The organism is Nocardia sp. NPDC049737 (assembly GCF_040674755.1).
Taxonomy (GTDB): domain Bacteria; phylum Actinomycetota; class Actinomycetes; order Mycobacteriales; family Mycobacteriaceae; genus Nocardia.
In genome coordinates this window covers 116,033-135,218 of the sequence record NZ_JBFANH010000004.1, presented here as the reverse complement: position 1 = coordinate 135,218, position 19,186 = coordinate 116,033, and the positions used below count along the sequence as shown (strand labels likewise).

Genomic DNA, 19,186 nt, shown 5'->3' with positions numbered 1-19,186 from the left:
CCGCGGCGTCGATACCGTCGGCTGACGTGGAGTTGTGAGAGGGAAGGATCTGCGTGAGCGAGCGCCAGCGAGTGAACCATCGGCACAGGGTGCCTTCGCGCACGACGGAGCCGAGCGCCAGCGAGGCGCGGTTGTGAGCGCGATCGGTACAGAGGTTCTCGATAGGGAAGGCAGCGTCATACCGCCCGAACAGCCCGATCGATGGAATCCGGTGACCAGGATCGTTTTTCGGTTCTCCTTCGGCTATTTCGTCCTGTTCTGCCTGCTGTTCACCCAGATTCCGTTCGCCTTCGCCGGGCTGCTCGCGCAATCGCTGCCGGATGACGCGGTGCTCTGGGAATTTCGCGCCTTGCGCCCGATCATCGAGCCGGCCGGACGACTGTTCTTCGATACCGATGTCGTGCTGCGCGAGGATTCGGGCAGCGGCGATCAATACTTCATCTGGACATTCGTCTTCTGCGTACTGATCGCCGCCGCGGTGGCGACCCTCATCTGGACCGGGCTGGACCGGCGCAGGCCGAACTATCGGCAGCTACAGGCCTGGTTCCTGCTCTTCATCCGGATGTCCTTGAGCGGACAGATGCTGCTCTACGGGTTCGCAAAGGCGATTCCGACGCAGATGCCGGAGCCGACACTGGCCAAACTGCTGCAACCCTACGGCGAGTTCAGTCCCGCCTCGGTGCTGTGGAATCAGGTCGGGAGTTCACCCGGCTACGAGATCCTGCTCGGCTGCGCCGAAGTGTTCGGCGGACTGCTGCTGTTGCTGCCTAGGACCGCGACCGTCGGCGCCATGCTGAGCTTGGTGAGCTTGGCGCAGGTGTTCGTGCTCAATATGACCTTCGACGTGCCGGTCAAGATCCTGGCCTTCCACCTCATGCTGCTGAGCATGGTGCTGCTCGCACCGCAGGCGCGGCGGTTGGCGAATGTACTGGTGCTTAATCGGCCATCCGAACCCGCCACGCAGCCGGATCCGTTCCGCAGCAACCGAACTCGCCGGATCGCGATCGCACTGCAAGTCGTAGTGGGAGTGTGGATGGCATCGGGCTTCGTGCACACCGGCCTGAAGTACTGGAGCGAGGGTGGCGGTGGCAGCCCGAAGCCGCCGCTGTACGGGATCTGGACGGTATCGGAATTCACCCAGGACGGCGTGCCGGTCCCGCCGCTGACCACCGATGAAACTCGTTGGCAGCGTGTAGTTTTCGATGTGCCGGGCATGACCTATCAGAAGATGGACGGCACCCTTGTGCCCGCCGTTCCCGCTATCGATACCGCCGCGCACAAGATCTCGGTGTCCGCGCCGCCGCAGCGGCCGGACGCGCAACCCGCTCAGATCGCCGACTTCAGCTTCGAACAGCCCGCGCCCGACCGTCTGAGGCTCAACGGGCAGTTGAACGGTCGGCCGGTGACCATCACCTTGCAGCAGGTTGATCTGAACAGCTTCCCGCTGCGCGGCCGTGGGTTCAACTGGGTGCAGGACTATCCGTACTTCCGCTGAAATCCCTTGTCCGACATCAATCCCCGGCTACCCCGATATCTTCGTTCCAGAGCAGCGGTTGCTCGGCGATGAAATCGGTCATCAGGTCGATGCAGCGCTGGTCGTCGAGCACGGTTACCGCGACGCCGTGCTCGGCCAGCCAGTCCTGCCCGCCATGAAAAGTCTGCGCTTCCCCGATGATTACCGCCCCGATCCCGAATTGGCGCACCAGCCCGCTGCAGTACCAGCACGGTGCCAGCGTGGTCACCATGATGGTCGAGCCATAGTCACGGCGGCGACCCGCATTGCGAAACGCATCGGTTTCGGCGTGCATGCTGGGATCACCGGACTGCACCCGGCGGTTGTGCCCACGCCCGAGCAGGGTGCCGTCGACCGCGAACAGGGCCGCGCCGATCGGAACCCCGCCTTCGGCCCGGCCACGTAGTGCCTCGGCGTAAGCCACCTCGAGTAGTTGATCGGCCTGTGTCATGGCTCCACCCCGCCCGACCCCCAGCGATTCATGGGCCGAAGTATAGGGAAGCCGTCCGCGGCGGGTGATTGCCGGGCGCGTGCACGCAGGACGTAGGCTCGAACACTGTGCCGAACACGTCAGTACCTACCGATGACCAGCCGGAAATCAACCCGGCCGACCGTCCCGCGAGTGATCCGAACTACCTGGTCGGGCTCGATCTCAATGGGCGGCGCGTCGTCGTAGTCGGCGGCGGGACGGTCGCGCAGCGCAGGCTCGGACTATTGATCGCCTCCGGAGCGGACGTGCACGTCATCAGTCGCGACGTCACCCCGGCGGTGGAGGGAATGGCTACGTCCGGGCAACTCACGCTGAATTTGCGCGCCTACGCCGACGGCGATCTGGATGGTGCCTGGTACGCGATCGCATGCACCAATGAACCCGAGACCAATGCCGCGGTTGTGGAGGAAGCCACCCAGCGACGGATTTTCTGCGTGCGCGCCGATGTCGCCCGGCTCGGCACGGCGGTAACTCCGGCGACCGCTCGCCACGACGGCCTCACGCTCGGCGTGCTCGCCGGTGGACAGCATCGGCGGTCCGCGGCCGTGCGTAATGCATTGCTCGAGGCGCTGCAATCAGGTGTGGTGAACGATGATTCGACGCCGATCACCCCGGGTGTCGCGCTGGTCGGCGGCGGTCCCGGCGATCCGGATCTGATCACGGTGCGCGGCCGCCGCCTGCTGGCCCGGGCGAATCTCGTTGTCGCCGACCGGCTCGCACCGCCGGAACTGCTCGCCGAACTCGGTCCGGACGTCGAGGTGATCGACGCGGCCAAGATTCCCTACGGGCGGGCGATGGCGCAGGAGGCGATCAATTCCGCGCTGATCGAGGGCGCCAAGGCGGGCAAGTTCGTGGTGCGGCTCAAGGGCGGTGACCCATATGTGTTCGGGCGCGGCTATGAGGAGGTCGAGGCCTGCGTCGAGGCGGGCATTCCGGTGACCGTGGTCCCCGGCATCACCAGCCCCATCTCCGTGCCCGCCGCGGCGGGCATTCCGGTGACCCATCGTGGCGTCACCCATGAATTCGTGGTGGTCAGCGGCCACGTCGCACCCGATCATCCGGACTCCCTCGTCGACTGGCCCGCCCTGGCCCGCCTGCGTGGCACCATCGTGCTCATGATGGCGGTCGAGCGCATCGAACAATTCGCCACCGCCCTCATCGAGGGTGGCCGACCCGCCGACACACCGGCGACGGTGATCCAGGAGGGCACGCTGCGCACCCAACGCGTCCTGCGTGCCGACCTCGGCACTGTTGCCGCTCGCGTTCGCGAAGAAGCCATCCGCCCACCCGCGATCGTTGTGATCGGGCCCACGGCCGGCTTCTCCGCCGATGCCGCCGAACCGCAGGCAAAGTCCGCTGCCGGATAACGCATCCTGGCATCGACGAATCATCGCGTCTATGCCGCTCGATGAGCTCAATCGGTTCGTTCCGGCTTCGCCGCTGCCGCATCCGGCCGCGAACGCCGCGTGCGAGATTCGACGACTCAACCGCTCGGCTCCCGCAACTGGAAGGTTTCACAACCGACCAGTGACTTTCGCTATGACTGAGTGAATCGCACGCGCGGGAGCGGAGACCTGGGTTCCGGATCAATTACAGTGGCTCACCGTGCTCGATAATCCCCCTGCGAAGATGCAGTACCCGGTGACGCAGCGGGCCTTCGGGCTCGCCATTCTCGTGCTGAGTGGGCTGCAGCTGATGGTTGTGCTCGACGGCACCGTGGTCATCTTCGCGCTGCCTCGACTGCAAGAGGAAATGGGCATGACCAGCGCGGGCGGCGCGTGGACGGTGACCTCCTACGGTCTGACCTTCGCGGGGCTGATGCTGCTCGGCGGGCGACTCGGGGATGCGTTCGGTCGTAAACGCATGCTCATCCTCGGCGTCGGGATGTTCACAATCGCCTCGCTGATGTGCGGGTTGGCGCAGAGCCAGGCCATGTTGATCGCGGCCCGCGCCGTGCAGGGTGCGGGCGCGGCAATTGCGGCGCCGACTGCATTCGCGCTGGTGGCAACCACCTTTGCACCGGGCAAGGCGCGCAATCAGGCCATTGCGATCGTCGGCTCGATGGTCGGTATCGGCTCGGTCGGCGGTCTCGTGGTGGGCGGTGCCCTGACCCAGCTGTCCTGGCGCTGGATCTTCCTGATCAATGTGCCCATCGGCGTGCTGATCATCCTCGGTGCGCTGTCCCAACTCGCCGATACCGAACACCACCGATCCGCACTCGACATCAAGGGCGCGGTGCTCGGCACCATGGCCTGCGCGTCGATCGTGTTCGGCGCGACCGAGGGGCCCGAGTTGGGGTGGGGCAGTCCGGCCGTAATCGGTGCGTTGGTGGCGGGCGCGGTGTTGTTGATCGTTTTCGTGGTCGTGGAGCGCACCGTCGATGATCCGCTACTGCCGTGGTCGCTGTTCGACAGTCGCGATCGGGTCACCACCTTCATGCTGATCTTCCTGGCCGGTGGCGTACTCGGTGCGATGACCTTCTTCGTCGCGCAGTTCCTGCAGAATGTGCTCGGCTATGGACCACTGGTCGCGGGTATCGCGTCGATTCCGTTCACCATCGGCATCGGCATCGGCGGTGCGGTGGCCTCCAAGGCAGCGCTGTACGTCGCACCGCGCTGGTTGGTGTGCGGCGCGGCATTCGTGCTGGCCGCCGGACTGCTGGTCGGTTCGCAGCTCGACGGCGGCGTGAATTACCTGACCACCCTGCTGCCACTGTTGATAGTGATCGGCTTCGGTGTCGGCGTGGCAATGGTGCTCGCGCCGCTGTGCGTGCTCGTCGGGGTGCCACCGTCCGATATCGGCCCGCTGTCCGCTGTGGGGCAGATGTTCATGAACCTGGCGACGCCGGTATTCATCGGGCTGCTCACTCCCATCGCGGCATCGCGCACCATGTCGATGGGCGGGCGCACAGGTAAGGCGGCCGATATGAACGAGGCCGAGATCTTCGCGCTCGGCAGCGGATACACGCTGGTGCTCGCGGTCTGCTCGTTGGTCGCGGTGCTGGCGGGCTTCGTCGCGCTGACATTGCGTTATACGCCCCGACAACTGGCCGAGGCACAGCACGCGCAAGAGGAATCGCAGCGGACCGGCTCCATGCCGGTGGTGCCGCGGACGGGGCCGCTACCTGTCATCCGTCGCTCTGACTACAGTGGCTGACTGTGCCAGACAATCCCGCTACGACGCCGTATCCGGTGACGCGGCGGGCCTTCGGCCTGGCGATCCTGGTGCTGAGCGGGCTGCAACTGATGGTCGTGCTCGACGGCACCGTGGTGATTTTGGCCTTGCCCCGGCTACAGGAAGAACTAGCGCTATCGAGCTCCGGTAGCGCCTGGATGGTCACCGCATACGGTCTGCCGTTCGCGGGTTTGATGTTGCTCGGCGGCCGGATCGGTGACTCGTTCGGCCGCAAACGCATGTTCATCGCGGGCGTCGCGCTGTTCACGCTGGCCTCGCTGCTGTGCGGGCTCGCGCAGAACGATGGCATGCTGATCGCGGCCCGCGCCATCCAGGGCACCGGTGCGGCACTCGCGGCCCCCACCGCACTTGCCCTGGTAGCGACCACTTTCGCGCCCGGTCGGGTGCGCAATCAGGCGATCGCGATCTTCGGCTCGATGATAGCGGTCGGCTCGGTCGGCGGACTGGTGATCGGCGGTGCGCTCACCGAGGTGAGCTGGCGCTGGATCTTCCTGATCAATGTGCCGATCGGTGGGTTGATCCTGTCGGGCGCGGTGCTGCGGCTGCGCGACACCACCCCCCACCGACTGTCCCTGGACGTGCGCGGTGCCGTGCTCGGCACCCTCGCCTGCGCCTCCCTGGTCTTCGGTGCGACCGAAGGGCCCGAGTTCGGCTGGGACAGTCCGGTCATCATCGGGTCGATTGCCGTCGGTCTGGTGCTGTTGATCGTCTTCGTGCTCGCCGAGCGGTGGGTGGTCAACCCGCTGCTGCCCTGGTCGCTGTTCGATAAGCGTGATCGGGTCGCCACCTTCGGCGCCATCTTCCTGGCCAGTGGAGTATTGGCCGCGACAACATATTTCGCAGGTCTGTTCGTTCAGAATGTGGTCGGATACAGCCCGTTGGTCGCCGGGGTCGCGTTCATCCCATTCACCATCGGCGCTGGTATGGGCACCGCCACGGCTTCGCAGCTGGCGATGACGGTCGCCCCGCGCTGGTTGTTGAGCGGTGCCGCGGCGCTTCTCGTCGTCGGATTGCTGTTCGGCTCGACGCTCGAACGGGGGGTGCGGTACTGGCCGACCCTGGTGGGTCTGTTCATCATGATCGGCTTCGGTATCGGTGTTGCCGTGGTGGTCGTCCCACTGTGCGTATTGGTCGGTGTCGCGCCGAAGAATATCGGCCCGCTCACGGCGGTCGGCCAGATGTTCATGAACCTCGGCACACCCTTCGCGATCGGTCTGCTCGCTCCGGTTGCCGCCGCCCGCACGCTGTCGCACGGCGGTCGGACGGGTAAGCCAACCGGTATGACGCCCGCGGAGCTGGATGCCCTCGGAAGTGGTTACACGCTGGTGCTTTTCGTCACCGCCATCGGCGCACTGCTGGTCGGCCTGGTGGCACTGACATTGCGCTATACGGCGGCTGAGGTCGGCCAAGCGCAGCATGCGCGCGAGGAGGCCGGGCAGGGCTGAACCGCGCCCGGCGGCGAGCTCACAGGCGACCGGTGACCTTGCGTGGGGTCACCCGGACGATCACGCGGGGTCCGTCGTTGACGGAGGCCGGGTTGAATTCGGCGTACGGAAGCCCGGTGTAATGGTGCGACAGCTTGTCCGGCAGTGCCTTATCCGGATCGGGGGTGATCGTGGCGGTGCCGCGGATCTCCGCGTACACGTACGGATTATCCGGCGGATTGATCATCACCGTGATCCGCGGATCACGGGCCAGGTTCTTGCCCTGCTGCCGATCCACCGTCGTGGAGAACAGCAGATCGTCGCCATCGCGCTCGAGCCAGATGACGGTCAAGTGCGGTTGTCCGTTCGGTCCGATTGTCGCGGCGGTCGCGAAGACCTTCGACTCGTCCAGGTACTTCTTCAATTCCTCGGAGAGCACAGCTGTCATGAATTGGTGAAACGTTCGCCGACTCTCGAACATTCCCGATCCGATCGAAATCACTTGTCGGTCCTGGAGTTCGAGTCGGCGGTCAGATCTCGGATGAGCAGTGCGGTATGCAGTGAGGTGCGCGATTCACCGTCCTCGAGGTCGACATCGAGAATCCGCTCGATGCGAGCGAGCCGGTCATAGAGGGTCGGTCGGCTGATATTGAGCCGCTTGGCGAGTTCGGTCTTATTGCCCGCGACGTCGAGGAACTGTCGCAACGTGCGCGTCAGATCGGCGGCATGCCGAATGTCGTAGCGCAGCAACGCACTCAGCTCAGTTTCGGCGAAGCTCTGCACACCGGGTTCATTGCGGATCAGCGAGAGCAACCCGCGCAACCGGATATCGCCGCTGCGATAGAACGGTCGCGGCACTGCCGCGCGAGCGACGGACGCGGAGGCGGTAGCGGAGCGTGACGACGTAGCGTCCCGGGAGCGCGGCCGATCAAACGTCGACTCCAACGATAACGCGACCTCGGCGACGTGCGCCGCATGCGTCAATTCGCGCGCGGTGTCCAGTAGCGAATCCGCCTCCGCGCCAACGCCTATGACCACCCGGCGTACCCCATCCACTCGTCGCACTTCGGCGATGATCGCCGAGCAAACGGTGCGGAGCGTGTCGTCGAGATCGGCGCCGCGTGGGATCGCGAGCAGCATGCCGACCCGGTCGCCGTGCTCGGCCGCGGTCAATGCGGTGGCCTTCGACAGTCCGAGACCGTGGGTGACCGCGTCGAGCACCCCCGCGCTGCGGCGCTGCCTGGCGACCTGATCGGCTTCGGCAAGGGCGGCAACGTCTATCGCGAGCGGAACGTAGTGCACACGCCGGGTCAGCAGCCCCAGCGCCGCGGCCCTGGCCTGTGCATCGAGTTCGTCGAGGACGCGGCCGTTGACCATATCGTCGATGAGTCCGGTCTGCGCCTGACGATGCAGGCCGAAGCGATCCTTATCGATCATCCGGTGCAGCGTCAGTGTCTGTGCGGCACGCTCGAGCACCATGCGGGCGCGAGGTGTCGCGACCCGGCTCGAACGCAGGATCAGCCGACCCCAGCGCTGGGTATGCGGGCCGACCTGCACCACATCCCAGCCCTCCGGCAGCAGTCGGGAGGTGGTCTCCCAGTTCTCCAGGATCGCCGAGGTGCTGGTGTGCCGGGCGGTCAGGGCTAGCACCCGGTGCGCCAGATCCTCCAGTACAACCGAGGAATCGAGCATGTCAGCAGCCGTCTCGACGATTTCGGCCAGCGCGGCGCGACGCACACTGAGCTCGGTGAAGGTCTCGTGCACGGTGCGCGCGAATTCGAGTTCGGCGTATTGATCGGCCACGATCACTCGGTGCACGGCCTCGGTGATTTCCACGAAGCGTGTGACGCGATGTAGCGCTATGACCGGGAGCTCCAGTGCGTCGGCGGTCGCCACGACGATCGGCGGTAAGTGCGGCACCGCCGCACCGAGTTCGATGACCAGTCCGGCCACCCCTGCGGCGGCCAGCGAATTCAGATACGCGACCGTCGACTCGTCGCTGCCGGTCATGGCCAAACCGGTGGTCAACATCAGCTCCCCACCGACCAGCAATTCGGCGACATCCGGCAGATCGCTGACGTGCACCCACCGCACCGGCCGATCCAGCGCGGCCGCACCGACGACCTCCGGCTCGCCCGCACGCACGACCGGCATGGCCAGCACATCGGCAACGGAGAGCAGCATCCGACAAATCGTAATAGGAAATGCGAAATCGCATACAGAACGTCGGGCAGAAAACGGGCATCGATGGTGCAGAGTCGGAACCACGACACCATGCGGCGCTCAGCATCGAATCGAGGAGATATGCAGACAATCGCGCACTGGCTCGACGGCAAACCCTTCGCGGGCACGAGCTCCGCGACCGCGCCGGTGACGAATCCGGCGACCGGGGTGGTGACCGGGCAGGTGGCACTGGCCGGTGTCGAGGACGCCAGGGCGGTGATCGCATCGGCCAAGGCGGCCTTCCCGGACTGGCGTGATACCTCACTCGCACGGCGCACGCAGATCGTGTTCCGATTCCGCGAACTGCTCAACGAGCGCAAGGAAGAACTCGCCGAGCTCATCACCGCCGAACACGGCAAGGTGCACTCCGATGCGCTCGGCGAGGTGAACCGCGGTTTGGAGGTGGTCGAATTCGCCTGCGGTATCCCACATTTGATCAAGGGCGGATTCACTGAGAACGCCTCGACGAAGGTGGATATCTTCTCGATCCGCCAGCCGCTGGGCCCGGTCGCGGTGATATCGCCGTTCAACTTTCCGGCGATGGTGCCGATGTGGTTCTTCCCGATCGCGATCGCGGCCGGAAATACCGTGGTGCTCAAGCCGAGTGAGAAGGATCCGTCCGCATCGCTGTGGTTGGCCGAGCTGTGGCACGAAGCCGGTTTGCCCGCAGGGGTTTTCAATGTGCTGCAGGGCGATAAGGTCGCCGTTGACGAACTGCTCGACAATCCGCATCTCAAGGCCGTCTCGTTCGTCGGTTCCACACCCATCGCGAAGTACGTCTACCAGCGCGGCACCGCCAGCGGTAAGCGCGTGCAGGCGCTCGGCGGCGCCAAGAACCACATGGTGGTGCTGCCCGATGCCGATCTGGATCTGGCCGCCGACGCCGCGGTGAACGCCGGATTCGGGTCCGCGGGGGAGCGGTGCATGGCCATCAGTGTGGTGCTGGCGGTCGGTGCGGTCGGTGACGAACTGGTCGCCAAGATCACCGAGCGGGCCAAGACCATCAGGACCGGTGACGGTGCCCGCGACACCGATATGGGTCCGCTGGTGACCCGCGAGCACCGCGATCGAGTCGCCGCCTATATCGATGCGGGCGAAACCGCCGGTGCCAGTGTCGTTCTCGACGGTCGCGGCGTTCAGCCCGATGGCGAAGCGGATGGATTCTGGCTCGGGCCGACGGTTCTCGATCATGTGGGCACCGAGATGAGCGTCTACACGGACGAAGTCTTCGGTCCAGTGCTGTCGGTTGTTCGCGTCGACAGCTATGACGACGCGCTGGAACTCGTCAACGCCAATCCCTATGGCAACGGGACCGCCATCTTCACCAACGATGGCGGCGCGGCCCGGCGCTTCCACAATGAGGTGGAGGTCGGCATGGTCGGCATCAATGTGCCGATCCCGGTTCCGATGGCCTACTACAGCTTCGGTGGCTGGAAGAATTCGCTGTTCGGCGATTCGCATGCGCACGGCATCGAGGGCGTGCACTTCTTCACCCGGGGTAAGGCCGTAACGACGCGTTGGCTCGATCCCAGCCACGGCGGACTCGAACTCGGATTCCCCCAGAACAACTAGCTCGCAGGAGAATTCGATGACCCTCGCGAATGGATCGGCACCCGAACTCGTCCGGCAGGCCGCCGACCGCGCCTATGAGCTCGATCGCCGCCACGTATTCCACTCGTGGTCGGCGCAGGCGCAGCGCACGCCCATGACCATCACTGCGGCCCGGGGCTGCTACGTATGGGACGGCGACGGCAATCGCCTGCTCGATTTCTCCTCGCAGCTGGTCAACACCAATATCGGTCACCAGCATCCGAAAGTCGTTGCCGCGGTGCGGGAGCAGGCCGCCAAGCTGTGCACCATCGCACCACAGCACGTCAACGATGCCCGCTCCGAGGCCGCTCGGCTGATTGCCGAGCGTACCCCGGGCGAGCTCGACAAGATCTTCTTCACCAATGGCGGCGCCGATGCGGTCGAACACGCGGTTCGGCTGGCACGCCTGCATACCGGCCGGTACAAGGTGCTTTCGCGCTACCGCTCCTATCACGGCGGCACCGAGACCGCGATCAACCTCACCGGCGATCCGCGGCGCTGGCCCAACGACCACGGCAATAGCGGCATCGTCCACTTCTTCGGTCCATTCCTGTACCGCTCGCAGTTCCATGCGAGCAACGAAAACGAGGAAGCCGAGCGGGCTTTGGCGCATCTCGAACAGACCATTGTTTTCGAAGGGCCGGACACGATCGCGGCCATCGTGCTCGAATCCATTCCTGGCACAGCGGGAATCATGGTTCCGCCGCCCGGGTATATGGCGGGTGTCCGGGCGTTGTGTGACAAATACGGCATCGTATTCATCGCCGATGAAGTGATGTCGGGGTTCGGCCGCACCGGAAAGTGGTTCGCCATAGAGCATTTCGATGGCGTCATCCCTGATCTGCTGATCTTCGCCAAGGGGGTGAATTCCGGTTACGTGCCGCTCGGCGGCGTCGCGATCAGTCCAACCATTGCCGCGACCTTCGATGATCGTCCGTACCCGGGCGGGCTGACTTATTCAGGTCATCCGCTGGCGACGGCCGCCGCGGTCGCGACGATCAATGCGATGCGGGACGAGCGAATCGTGGAGAACGCTGCCGATATCGGTACCCGCGTCCTCGGCCCCGGCCTACGCGAACTCGCCGAACGTCATCCCAGCATCGGTGAGGTGCGCGGAACCGGCGTCTTCTGGGCACTGGAACTGGTGCGGGACAAGCGAACTCGCGAACCGCTCGCACCATACGGCGGCACCAGCGCGGCCATGAACGAAACTGTTGCCGCGGCCAAGGCGGCGGGTCTGCTGCTTTTCGTCAATTTCAACCGGCTGCATGTGGTTCCGCCGTGCATTATCGACGAGACCGAGGCCGAACAAGGCTTGCACATTCTCGACCACGTGCTCGGACTCGCCGACAAGTACGCGCTCTGACCATGCCTGTACCAACGCAAGGGAACCCGAGGGCGTAGCCTGCCCTCGGGTTCCTTGGTGCCACCCGAATTCGCGCACCGGGTCGGTGGGATCGGATCAAACTGATACGACGTGTCATACGATTAGACCATCTTCCATTGTGGCTGGAAGAACGGGATTTGAACCCGTATCTCGTCGCGATTGTGTCCTTCCTCGTGATCGGGTGTTCGGCGGCGAATGCTCAATCTGGAGCGAGAGTCTGAGATTCCGGCTGCCTCTACCAATTGGGCTATCCGGGCGTGTGCCCGGAGCGGGATTCGAACCCGCACTGTCACCGTGTCTTCAGGCTTATCTTCAGTTTGAGTTTGCGCTCTTGCGCTTCCCTCGCACGCGGCGAGGGCGTCTGTGGGTCGGGGGCGACGGTTCGCCCCCGACCGGTTCAGCGGAAGAGGTAACGGAAGATCACATCACCGGTCTTGCGGTCGGTGACCTGGCTCCCATTGGCCTCCTCGCGGGCGAATTTGACTGCCTGCTGGAGCTTTTCGATGCGCTCGACCAACTCGTTGACCCGGCGGGCCGGCAGCACACCGGAGAACTTCACCGTGGTCCAGTAGCCGATGGCGATGTCCTCGTAGTACACCTCGACCTGAGCCGGATGCTTCTCGGTCGCCTCGGCCTTGACGTGGTTGCGCGGCACCTTCTTGGTACGGATGGTGCGCACGGCGTCGGTGCGCCAGGTGTCGGACGAATCGTCGAACGCCCAGGCCTCCGCGGCGTCGAGCACCGGCAGCTGCTTGACGAAGGTGTACAGGTCGGCCAGCTGCTTCTCCAGGAACAGCAGGTACGACACCGGTACTGCGGCCAGCAGGGTCTCCTCGTCGACGCGCACGTCGGCCTTGGCCTCGCAGTTCGCCCAGTCCTTGGTCGCCGTCACATCGAACAGCCGGGTCAGCGTCGCGGCCGTTTGGCGCAAAACCTCCTCGGACTTCACCTGCACCCGCGTCGACTCCGGCGGAAGCTGTTCGCCCTCTTCGTCTTTCGGCTGGTAGGTGCGTGCGATACCGGACAGCAGCCCCGACTTCTGCAGCTGACCCTGGGTGTGTGCCAACTCGCGCAATGCGCCGTTCTTGACGCCCTTCTCCACCGCGATGATCTGATTCAACTTCGTCATCAATTACCTCCCCGGACGCCCTCGATGCCGTCACATTCCTTGTGCGGCCCTACATTTCGGATTTCCCCCGCCGCTCGCCGAACACTACAGACCGATTATTTTCCGCGCATCCGAGTTTTCGCGCGGGAGGGCATGGAGCCTGGTGTCGGCGCAATGGAGCGGTCGCCGGAGCCACCCTGGGCACTGACTTCGCCCATCTTCGTCGAACGCCTGTGTCCGACCGGACGCAACATCGGGACGCTTTCGGCGCGCTCGAGTTCTGCGTTGTCCCGCTGCAGCTCCGCCGACTCGTCGGTGCTGACCCTGGCATGGGTAGCGGTTTCGATCTGGCTTTGGCGCACCGACTTGCGGCCTATTTCCGGGGTTTCGACGCCGATCAGGTCGGCTACCGCGCGCATCGTGGCCCACTCCGCTTACTGCTCGCGACGCTTTCCGTTGCACCGAGCGCATGCGGGAACAATTGTGGCGTCGACTCGGTTGGGTGGGGGCATGACAACGCTTGGATTGATCGGTAGCGGGAATATTGGCGGCACGCTGGCACGGTTGGCCGTCGCGGCCGGACTCGATGTCGTGGTCAGCAATTCGCGGGGGCCGCAGACGCTGGCGGAGCTGGTTGCCGAGCTCGGGCCACGGGCGCGTGCCGCCACCGCCGCGGAGGCGGCCGCGGCCGGTGACATTGTCGTGGTCACGGTGCCGTTGAAAAACTACCGGCAGGTCCCGGTGGAGCCGCTGGCGGGCAAGGTCGTCATCGACACCAACAACTACTACCCGGACCGCGATGGCATCTTTCCCGAACTCGAGGACGGCACCACCACCAGCAGCGAACTGCTGCAGCGCCACCTGCCGACCTCGAAGGTCGTCAAGGCCTTCAACAACATCTTCTATCCCCACTTGGCAGCCCTCGCCCGCCCCTCCGGTGCCCTCGACCGCTCGGCCCTTCCCATCGCAGGCGATGACGCCGATGCGAAAAAGGGCGCCGCCGAACTACTCGACACCCTCGGCTACGACACAGTCGACGTCGGCTCGTTGAACGAGAGCTGGCGCTCCCAGCCCAACACCCCCGTCTATGGCGACCCCTACGCCGCGGATCTCCCGTTCTGGGAGCACCCCGCTGCCCCCGCGGCTGCTGACAAGATCCGAACCGCGTTGGCCGCCGCACAGCGCTGACGGTACGTAGGACAGGACCCCGTCGACTGCTCGCCGCCGCGGGTCCGAGCCCGCTACCGATGGTGTCGCATACGCAGTCGACGTCGCGCATAGGTTGCATGCGACCTATGTGAGAGGTGCACTGGTCATGTGCCGACATCAGCTGGTGATGATGAGGAGTTCGGTGGGGGAGGCTATTTCGGCGCGCAGGCCGGATTTGGTGGCGATGCGGGCTACCGCGCGGATGTCGGTGGGGTCGGCGCGGGTGAGGACGAGGGCGCGGGCGAGTAGGCCCTTGTGGTGTTTGTTGAAGTGGCTCACCACTGTTCGGGAGCCGTCGGGGTGTTCGGTGAGGACATTGGCGGTGATGGCATCCGGAATGCGGCCGAGCTGCTGGTAGGTGCCAGAGCGCAGGTCGATGACGAGTTCCCCGGCGGCCTCGGCGACCAGGGCGTCGGGCAGGATATCGCGCCAGATGGCCGAAAGCGTCGGGAGACCGGGAAGTTTGGAACCGCCGGAGAGCCGGTAGGCGGGGATGAGGTCATCAGCGCGGACGGCGCCGAACAGTGCGGAGCCGATGCCGAGGCGGGCATAGGCCTTGGCGCGTTGGACCTTGGTGAAGGAGCGGGCATCCAGTGCGTCGTAGAGCACGCCGGTGTAGCGCTCCAGTGCAGGCCGGGTGGCTGACGTGCGTAGCGCCGCATTGCGCGCGATCTCGGTATCAGCCCCCTTGCCGAGCCCGAGCACCGCGCGCGAGGCGTCCGGGTCGGCGGCCAGCTTGACGACCTCGTCGATGAGCCGGTCGCGCACCGCCGTGAGCTGCGGCATCGCCAGCGACTCCAGCTCCAGCGGCACATCGGTTCCGCCATCGGACTTGGTTTCGGAAGGAGGCAGCAGCACCAGCACGAGCGGATACGGTACCGCGTGTGTGAACGTCAGCTGGTGAACCGTCAACACAGCCGAGCATCGCTCAGTCGTGGCGGAGCCGAGCGGCAGCGAGGTGGAGTCATGAGCGAGCGCGTCGAGCGAACCATCAACACCGCGCGCAATCGCGCACTATGGACCGAGCGCGCGAGTTGTCGTTGTGGGGTGGTGCGGCCTCGGAGGCGGTTGCCTGCGTAGTCTCGGAGAGATCCGCTCACGCCGAATGGGCGAATGCGTTGCAGACATGGCGCGGCCAGCGACTACCCTGTCGTTCCGTGATCACCCGCCTCTCCCACCTGTTCCTGCGTACCCTGCGCGACGATCCCGCCGACGCCGAGGTGCCCAGTCACAAACTCCTCGTCCGCGCCGGATATGTGCGGCGCATCGCCCCTGGTGTGTACTCGTGGCTGCCGCTGGGCCTGCGGGTGCTGCGGCGGGTCGAGCAGGTCGTGCGGGAAGAGATGAACGCCATCGGCGCGCAGGAGATCTCGCTGCCCGCGCTGCTGCCACGCGAGCCGTACGAGACCACCAACCGGTGGACTGAATACGGCGACGGCCTGTTCCGGCTGCAGGACCGCAAGGGCGCGGACTATCTGCTCGGGCCCACACACGAGGAGCTGTTCGCGCTCACCGTGAAGGGGGAATACAGCTCGTACAAGGATCTGCCGGTCACGCTGTACCAGATTCAGACCAAGTACCGCGATGAGGAGCGGCCTCGCGCGGGCATCCTGCGCGGGCGCGAATTCGTCATGAAGGACTCCTATTCCTTCGACCTCGACGAGGACGGACTCGAGACAAGCTACAACGCTCATCGCGAGGCCTACCAGCGCATTTTCGACCGCCTCGCGGTCAAGTACGTCATCGTCGCGGCCACCTCTGGTGCGATGGGTGGCAGCGCGTCGGAAGAATTCCTCGCCGACAGCCCGGTCGGCGAGGACACCTACGTGGTGTGCCGGGAGTCCGGGTACGCCGCGAATGTGGAAGCGGTGGTCACGCCCGCTGCCGAACCGCAACCCATCGACGGTCTGCCCGCGGCCGTCGTACACGACACCCCGAACACCCCGACCATCGCGACGCTGGTGGACTGGGCAAACAATGCGGGCATCTCCGCAGGTCCCGTCACCGCGGCCGACACCCTGAAGAACATCATGGTCAAGCTGCGTCACCCGGACGGTAAGACCGAACTGCTCGGCATCGGTATCCCGGGCGACCGCGAGGTCGACGACAAGCGCCTCGGCGCCGCGGTCGAACCCGCCGAGGTGGAACTGCTCACCGAGGCCGATTTCGCCGCCAACCCGTTCCTGGTCAAGGGCTACATCGGCCCGAAGGCATTGCAGGCCAACGGTGTTCGCTACCTCGTCGATCCGCGCATCGGCACCGGAACCAGCTGGATCACGGGCGCCGACGAGCCGGGCAAGCACGTCGTCGGCCTGGTCGCCGGTCGCGATTTCACCCCCGACGGCACCATCGAGGCCGCCGAGGTGCGTGACGGCGACCCGTCACCCGACGGGCGCGGCGTGCTGGTGTCCGCGCGCGGCATCGAGATCGGCCACATCTTCCAGCTGGGCAATAAGTACACCGACGCGTTCGAGGTCGATGTGCTCGGCGAGAATGGCAAGCCGGTGCGGCTCACTATGGGCTCCTACGGCGTCGGCGTCTCCCGCATGGTCGCGGTGATCGCCGAACAGCAGCACGACGAGAAGGGGCTGCGCTGGCCGCGCGAGGTCGCACCGTTCGACGTGCACGTGGTGATCGCGAACAAGGACGACTCCTCGCGTACGGGCGGCGAACAGGTTGCGGCGCTGCTGGATTCGGCTGGACTCGATGTCGTCCTGGACGACCGCAAGGCCTCGCCCGGCGTGAAGTTCAAGGATTCCGAGCTGATCGGCGTCCCGCTTGTCGTGGTCGTCGGACGCGGCTGGGTCGAGGGCAAGGTCGAAATCCGCGACCGCTTCACCGGCGAATCCAACGAGGTCCCGGCCGATTCGGTGGTCGAATCGGTGCTCGCGCAGGTCCGCGGCGGACAGTAGATTCGGCCTTCGATAACCGGTGGGGAAGCCCGGTCGACTGAGCCCAGTCGACCGGGCTTCTCGCATTCGTCCGACCTACGGTTCCGTAGGCACGATTCGTGTCGCGTGTTAATCCCGGACCCCCTTCTGGCTGCTGTTACCCGCTGGTAAGTTAGCGGCATGACGAGCACCGACGCGTTGTTGTTCAACCCGACCAGCTATGACCCGAAGCAGTTCGACGCCGAGACGCGGCGGCTGCTCGCGGCCACCATCGAGTGGTTCGAGTCGCGGGGTAAACGGCAGCTGCTGGCTGATGACTCGGATGCGGTCTGGGTGTCGGATTTCCTCGAGTTCGTCAAGAAGGAGCGCCTGTTCGCGACCTTCCTGACCCCGGCCGCCTACGCCGACGGTGACGCGAACCGGCGGTGGGACGGTGCGCGCAATGCGGCGCTGTCGGAGATCTTCGGTTTCTACGGTCTCGCGTACTGGTACGCCGAACAGGTCACCATCCTGGGCCTCGGCCCGATCTGGCAGAGCGATAACGAGGACGCCAAGAAGCGCGCGGCTGCCGATCTCGCCGACGGTCAGGTGATGGCGTTCGGTTTGTCCGAGCGCGACCACGGTGCCGACATCTACAACACCGACCTGATCCTGACGCCGACCGAACCGGGCAGCGCGGATGCCGAGGCCGGAATCCTGTTCCGCGCCAATGGCGTCAAGTACTACATCGGCAATGGCAATGTCGCATCGATGGTGTCGGTCTTCTCCCGCCGCGCCGATATCGAAGGTGCGGACGGCTACGTGTGGTTCGCCGCCGACAGCCGCCACGACAACTACGAGCTCATCGACAATGTCATCCATGGTCAGCTGTATGTCAGCACCTTCGCGCTGCACGACTACCCGGTGACCGCCGCCGACATCCTGTCCACCGGTCCCGAGGCCTTCTCCGCCGCGCTGAACACCGTCAATGTCGGCAAGTTCAACCTGTGCCACGGCAGCATCGGCATGGTCGAGCACTCGTTCTACGAGGCCATCACGCACTCCAACAACCGCATTCTCTACGGCAAGGCCGTCACCGAATTCCCGCATGTGCGTACGAATTTCGTGGATGCGTACGCGCGCATCGTCGCGATGAAGCTGTTCAGTGACCGCGCCGTCGACTATTTCCGCAGCGCCAGCCTCGAGGACCGCCGCTACCTGCTGTTCAACCCGATGACCAAGTCCAAGGTGACCTCCGAGGGCGAGACCGTCATGACGCTGCTGCTGGATGTGCTCGCCGCCAAAGGATTCGAGAAGAACACCTACTTCGCGCAGGTCGCGCGCTATATCGGCACGCTGCCTCGGCTCGAGGGCACGGTGCACGTCAATGTCGGCCAGATCCTGAAATTCATGCCGAACTACCTGTTCAATCCGAAGGAATACCCGGAGATCGGCACCCGCCTCGATGCGGCCGATGACGAGTTCTTCTTCCGGCAGGGGCCGGCCCGGGGCGCGGGCAAGGTGCAGTTCGCCGATTGGGCACCGGTGTACGAAAAGCACGCCGACCTGCCAAATGTCGCGCGCTTCTACGAACAGGCCCAAGCCCTGCGCACCCTGCTGACCACCGCCGCCCCCGATGCCGACCAGCAGCAGGACCTGGACTTCATGCTGACCATCGGCCACCTGTTCTCCCTGGTGGTCTACGGCCAGCTGATCCTGGAGCAGGGCGCCATCACCGGCCTGGATCGCGACATCATCGAGCAGATCTTCGACTTCCAGATCCGCGACTTCAACGGCCACGCCACCACCCTCTACGGCAAGCCCTCCGCCACTCCCGACCAGCAGGCGTGGGCCGCCTCCGCGCTACGCCCACCGGTCACCGACCGCCCCCGTTTCGACCGCGTCTGGACCGAAGTCGCCGCCTACGACGGCGCTTACGAAATGCGGGCGTAGCCACCCGCCGACCGCCGCCGCTCACACACTGGCGTGCCGGGCACGGTTCGGCCACCGCCGAGCAAGTTTTGCGTGCCTGGCGCAAGTTTTTTTTGCGTGCCTGGCGTGGGTTGGTGTGCCTGGCGTGGGTTGGTGTGCCTGGCGTGGGTTGGTGTGCCTGGCGTGGGTTGGTGTGCCTGGCATGGGTTGGTGTGCCTGGCATGGGTTGGTGTGCCTGGCGTGGG

Annotated in this window: 15 protein-coding genes and 1 tRNA gene; 9 read left to right on the top strand and 7 right to left on the bottom strand. The window is 65.3% G+C overall.

Annotated elements, in window-relative coordinates:
- Nucleotides 1–211 precede the first annotated feature (211 nt).
- On the top strand, nucleotides 212–1,495 hold the full coding sequence (locus tag AB0J47_RS07390; protein ID WP_364341576.1) for a DoxX family protein: 1,284 nt from the start codon (nucleotides 212–214) through the stop codon (nucleotides 1,493–1,495).
- A gap of 16 nt (nucleotides 1,496–1,511) precedes the next feature.
- Here AB0J47_RS07390 and AB0J47_RS07385 read toward each other — a convergent pair whose 3' ends face one another.
- Nucleotides 1,512–1,964 carry a nucleoside deaminase gene (locus AB0J47_RS07385; protein WP_364341574.1) on the bottom strand — a complete coding sequence of 151 codons (453 nt, stop codon included), beginning with the start codon at nucleotides 1,962–1,964 and terminating at the stop codon, nucleotides 1,512–1,514.
- Between the two features lie 146 nt (nucleotides 1,965–2,110).
- On the opposite strand from AB0J47_RS07385, the gene cobA reads away from it, so the two are divergent.
- The 3 genes from cobA to AB0J47_RS07370 all read left to right on the top strand — a co-directional run bounded on the left by cobA (nucleotide 2,111) and on the right by AB0J47_RS07370 (nucleotide 6,643).
- Complete coding sequence (gene cobA, locus AB0J47_RS07380) at nucleotides 2,111–3,370, top strand: uroporphyrinogen-III C-methyltransferase (protein WP_364342024.1); 1,260 nt, start codon at nucleotides 2,111–2,113, stop codon at nucleotides 3,368–3,370.
- A 262-nt stretch (nucleotides 3,371–3,632) separates the two neighbouring features.
- A complete protein-coding gene (locus AB0J47_RS07375; protein ID WP_364342022.1) occupies nucleotides 3,633–5,159 on the top strand; it encodes an MFS transporter in 1,527 nt (508 codons plus the stop codon).
- A gap of 2 nt (nucleotides 5,160–5,161) precedes the next feature.
- Complete coding sequence (locus tag AB0J47_RS07370; protein WP_364341572.1) at nucleotides 5,162–6,643, top strand: MFS transporter; 1,482 nt, start codon at nucleotides 5,162–5,164, stop codon at nucleotides 6,641–6,643.
- 19 nt (nucleotides 6,644–6,662) lie between these two features.
- Here AB0J47_RS07370 and AB0J47_RS07365 read toward each other — a convergent pair whose 3' ends face one another.
- Complete coding sequence (locus tag AB0J47_RS07365; RefSeq protein ID WP_364341570.1) at nucleotides 6,663–7,070, bottom strand: PPOX class F420-dependent oxidoreductase; 408 nt, start codon at nucleotides 7,068–7,070, stop codon at nucleotides 6,663–6,665.
- Between the two features lie 50 nt (nucleotides 7,071–7,120).
- Nucleotides 7,121–8,806: a PucR family transcriptional regulator gene (locus AB0J47_RS07360; RefSeq protein WP_364341568.1), complete on the bottom strand. Its 1,686-nt coding sequence runs from the start codon at nucleotides 8,804–8,806 to the stop codon at nucleotides 7,121–7,123.
- A gap of 120 nt (nucleotides 8,807–8,926) precedes the next feature.
- Here AB0J47_RS07360 and AB0J47_RS07355 point away from each other — a divergent pair, with 120 nt between their 5' ends.
- Complete coding sequence (locus AB0J47_RS07355) at nucleotides 8,927–10,417, top strand: CoA-acylating methylmalonate-semialdehyde dehydrogenase (RefSeq protein ID WP_364341566.1); 1,491 nt, start codon at nucleotides 8,927–8,929, stop codon at nucleotides 10,415–10,417.
- Between the two features lie 16 nt (nucleotides 10,418–10,433).
- A complete protein-coding gene (locus AB0J47_RS07350) occupies nucleotides 10,434–11,801 on the top strand; it encodes an aspartate aminotransferase family protein (RefSeq protein WP_364341564.1) in 1,368 nt (455 codons plus the stop codon).
- 140 nt (nucleotides 11,802–11,941) lie between these two features.
- On the opposite strand, the gene AB0J47_RS07345 is transcribed toward AB0J47_RS07350, so the two are convergent.
- The 3 genes from AB0J47_RS07345 to AB0J47_RS07335 all read right to left on the bottom strand — a co-directional run bounded on the left by AB0J47_RS07345 (nucleotide 11,942) and on the right by AB0J47_RS07335 (nucleotide 13,349).
- Nucleotides 11,942–12,076, bottom strand: a tRNA-OTHER gene (locus tag AB0J47_RS07345).
- 143 nt (nucleotides 12,077–12,219) lie between these two features.
- Nucleotides 12,220–12,951, bottom strand: a complete 732-nt coding sequence (locus tag AB0J47_RS07340; RefSeq protein ID WP_364341562.1) for a hypothetical protein — start codon at nucleotides 12,949–12,951, stop codon at nucleotides 12,220–12,222.
- Nucleotides 12,952–13,046: 95 nt separating this feature from the next.
- A complete protein-coding gene (locus AB0J47_RS07335; protein WP_364341560.1) occupies nucleotides 13,047–13,349 on the bottom strand; it encodes a hypothetical protein in 303 nt (100 codons plus the stop codon).
- Nucleotides 13,350–13,440: 91 nt separating this feature from the next.
- Here AB0J47_RS07335 and AB0J47_RS07330 point away from each other — a divergent pair, with 91 nt between their 5' ends.
- On the top strand, nucleotides 13,441–14,118 hold the full coding sequence (locus AB0J47_RS07330; protein WP_364341558.1) for an NADPH-dependent F420 reductase: 678 nt from the start codon (nucleotides 13,441–13,443) through the stop codon (nucleotides 14,116–14,118).
- A 138-nt stretch (nucleotides 14,119–14,256) separates the two neighbouring features.
- Here the strand turns inward: AB0J47_RS07330 and yaaA are convergent, their stop codons facing one another.
- A complete protein-coding gene (gene yaaA, locus AB0J47_RS07325; protein ID WP_364342020.1) occupies nucleotides 14,257–15,003 on the bottom strand; it encodes a peroxide stress protein YaaA in 747 nt (248 codons plus the stop codon).
- A 293-nt stretch (nucleotides 15,004–15,296) separates the two neighbouring features.
- Between yaaA and AB0J47_RS07320 the strand changes: the two genes are divergently transcribed.
- Both AB0J47_RS07320 and AB0J47_RS07315 read left to right on the top strand, forming a co-directional pair.
- Nucleotides 15,297–17,051: a proline--tRNA ligase gene (locus AB0J47_RS07320; protein ID WP_364341556.1), complete on the top strand. Its 1,755-nt coding sequence runs from the start codon at nucleotides 15,297–15,299 to the stop codon at nucleotides 17,049–17,051.
- A 159-nt stretch (nucleotides 17,052–17,210) separates the two neighbouring features.
- Entirely contained in the window at nucleotides 17,211–18,962 is a 1,752-nt protein-coding gene (locus tag AB0J47_RS07315; RefSeq protein ID WP_364341554.1) for an acyl-CoA dehydrogenase family protein, read from the top strand.
- Nucleotides 18,963–19,186: the final 224 nt, after the last annotated feature.